The organism is Pseudomonas sp. NPDC085632 (assembly GCF_044541255.1).
Classification (GTDB): Bacteria; Pseudomonadota; Gammaproteobacteria; order Pseudomonadales; family Pseudomonadaceae; genus Aquipseudomonas.
Genome location: NZ_JBITSX010000087.1, coordinates 5,238 through 7,719, shown reverse-complemented (window position 1 = coordinate 7,719; position 2,482 = coordinate 5,238). Strand labels below are relative to the sequence as shown.

5 protein-coding genes are annotated in these 2,482 nt (G+C 54.5%); all 5 read right to left on the bottom strand.

Features of this window, described 5'->3' with window-relative positions:
• Nucleotides 1–70 (bottom strand): hypothetical protein (locus ACIF4X_RS28725; protein WP_397484646.1); only part of this gene is annotated, 70 nt, incomplete at its 3' end.
• A gap of 221 nt (nt 71–291) precedes the next feature.
• Nucleotides 292–657, bottom strand: a complete 366-nt coding sequence (rplL, locus tag ACIF4X_RS28720; protein ID WP_053124318.1) for a 50S ribosomal protein L7/L12 — start codon at nt 655–657, stop codon at nt 292–294.
• A 78-nt stretch (nt 658–735) separates the two neighbouring features.
• The gene (gene rplJ, locus ACIF4X_RS28715; protein WP_397484645.1) at nt 736–1,236 is read right to left on the bottom strand and encodes a 50S ribosomal protein L10; all 501 of its coding nucleotides are present in this window, start codon (nt 1,234–1,236) and stop codon (nt 736–738) included.
• Nucleotides 1,237–1,434: 198 nt separating this feature from the next.
• A complete protein-coding gene (rplA, locus tag ACIF4X_RS28710; RefSeq protein ID WP_016984191.1) occupies nt 1,435–2,130 on the bottom strand; it encodes a 50S ribosomal protein L1 in 696 nt (231 codons plus the stop codon).
• On the bottom strand, nt 2,130–2,482 hold a 353-nt coding region (gene rplK, locus ACIF4X_RS28705), incomplete at its 5' end, for a 50S ribosomal protein L11 (protein WP_397484643.1). The genes rplA and rplK, both read right to left, overlap by 1 nt.

Genomic DNA, 2,482 nt, shown 5'->3' with positions numbered 1-2,482 from the left:
CATCCATGACGTCCGGCAACTTGCTAAAGTCATTGCGGATACGTTTTTTCTCAGTATATGAGTAAGCCATCAGCGTTCCCCAGCTTGGTCACCTGCTTGTTTGGCCCCTCCCGACGGGAGCAGCCAGAAAATCGTGCAAACCCCATGGTTTGCGCCACCGCATCGGGTGGCTACAGCGCCTTTATCAGCACCGACCCAGTCGGCTGCCAATAACGGAAAAAGGCCGGTGGCAAGAGCCACCAGCCATCAGCCTGTCGCTTGACGCTCGGGCTGGAGGTGCAAAGTCGAAAGTTACTTAACTTCGACTTCAGCGCCTGCTTCTTCCAGCTTCTTCTTCGCGTCTTCAGCAGCTTCTTTCGAAACGCCTTCAGCGATAACCTGAGGAGCGGTGTCAACCTTCTCCTTGGCTTCTTTCAGACCCAGACCGGTCAGTTCACGTACAGCCTTGATCACGTTGACTTTCTTCTCGCCAGCGCCTTTCAGGATAACGTTGAACTCGGTTTGCTCTTCAACAACAGCGGCAGCAGCAGCTGGACCAGCAGAAGCAGCGGCAGCGGATACGCCGAACTTCTCTTCCATTGCCTTGATCAGCTCAACGATTTCCAGAACCGATTTTTCGCCGATTGCGTCGATGATTTGTTCGTTAGTCAGAGACATGACTTATTTCCTGAATTGGGGGATAGCCTGGAGGCCATCGAAATAAACAAAAATACGCGAGAGAGGAAACGCTCAGCCTTAGGCTGCAGCAGCTTCTTTCTGGTCGCGAAGTGCCGCCAGAGTACGAGCCAATTTGCTGGTTGCGCCTTGAATCACGCTCATCAGCTGGGAAATTGCTTCGTCACGGGTCGGCAGGCTTGCCAGAACGTCGATCTGATTAGCTGCGAGGAACTTGCCCTCGAACGCAGCTGCCTTGATCTCGAACTTGTCCTGACCTTTAGCGAACTCTTTGAACAGACGAGCAGCAGCGCCCGGGTGTTCGTTGGAGAATGCGATCAAGGTCGGGCCGGTGAACACGTCGTTGAGAACACTGTATTCAGTGTCAGCAACAGCGCGCTTGAGCAGGGTGTTACGTACAACACGTACGTAAACGCCAGCTTCACGAGCCTCTTTACGGAGTCCGGTCATTGCGCCTACTGTTACGCCACGGGCATCAACCACGACAGCGGACAGAGCGACTTTGGCAGCCTCGTTGACTTCAGCGACGATGGCCTTCTTTTCTTCTAGATTATTTGCCACGGGTTTAACTACTGCTTGTTACCGTTTCATTCGATCGAAACCGAATGTCGTTTTGGTGTCTGATTCGGTAAGGAACCGGGAGCACCATCTGCGTAGGCTGGTGGTTTAAGACTTGCGTCGCCTACGGTCTTGGATAGCCCCCGCCAGGCAGGGACCCCAATATTTCAACTGGCGCAAATAGTCGCGCCAATTTTTGTCTTACGCGTCCAGCGAGCTCTGGTCGATAACCAGACCTGGGCCCATAGTGGTGCTCAGGGTAACGCGCTTGACGTAGATACCTTTCGAGGAAGCTGGCTTGATACGCTTCAGATCAGCGATCAGGGCTTCAACGTTTTCCTTCAACTTGACGGCATCGAAGCCCATCTTGCCAACGGAAGTGTGAATGATGCCGTTTTTGTCGGTGCGATAACGAACCTGACCAGCTTTGGCGTTCTTGACCGCAGTCGCTACGTCTGGAGTTACGGTACCAACCTTAGGGTTTGGCATCAGACCGCGTGGACCGAGGATCTGGCCCAGCTGACCTACAACGCGCATTGCATCCGGGGATGCGATCACTACGTCATAGTTCAGGTCGCCGCCTTTCATTTCGGCAGCCAGGTCGTCCATACCTACACGGTCAGCGCCGGCAGCCAGAGCGGCTTCAGCAGCTGGACCCTGGGTGAACACAGCAACGCGAACAGTCTTGCCAGTGCCGTGCGGCAGCACAGTAGCGCTACGAACAACCTGGTCGGATTTACGCGGGTCTACACCCAGGTTTACAGCAATGTCAAACGACTCGCTGAACTTGACAGTCGACAGCTCAGCCAGCAGGGCAGCGGCGTCTACAATGTTGTAGGCCTTGCCTGCTTCGATTTTGCCGGCGATAGCCTTTTGACGCTTGGTCAGCTTAGCCATTACACACCCTCCACGTTAAGGCCCATGCTACGAGCAGAACCGGCGATAGAACGCACGGCTGCATCCATATCAGCTGCAGTCAGATCCGCGTTTTTGGTTTTCGCGATTTCTTCCAGCTGAGCACGGGTAACGGTGCCAACCTTAACGGTGTTCGGACGAGCGGAACCGCTGGTCAGACCGGCCGCTTTCTTCAGCAGAACCGAAGCAGGGGTGGATTTTGTTTCGAAAGTGAAGCTACGGTCGCTGTAGACAGTGATGATCACTGGAGTCGGCAGACCTGCTTCAAGACCCTGAGTACGGGCGTTGAAAGCCTTGCAGAATTCCATGATGTTCACGCCGTGCTGACCCAGAG

Coding starts and splice junctions, on each gene's coding strand:
- rplL (WP_053124318.1), bottom strand. CDS start 657: ATGTCTCTGACTAACGAACAAATCATCGACGCAATCGGCGAAAAATCG.
- rplA (WP_016984191.1), bottom strand. CDS start 2,130: ATGGCTAAGCTGACCAAGCGTCAAAAGGCTATCGCCGGCAAAATCGAA.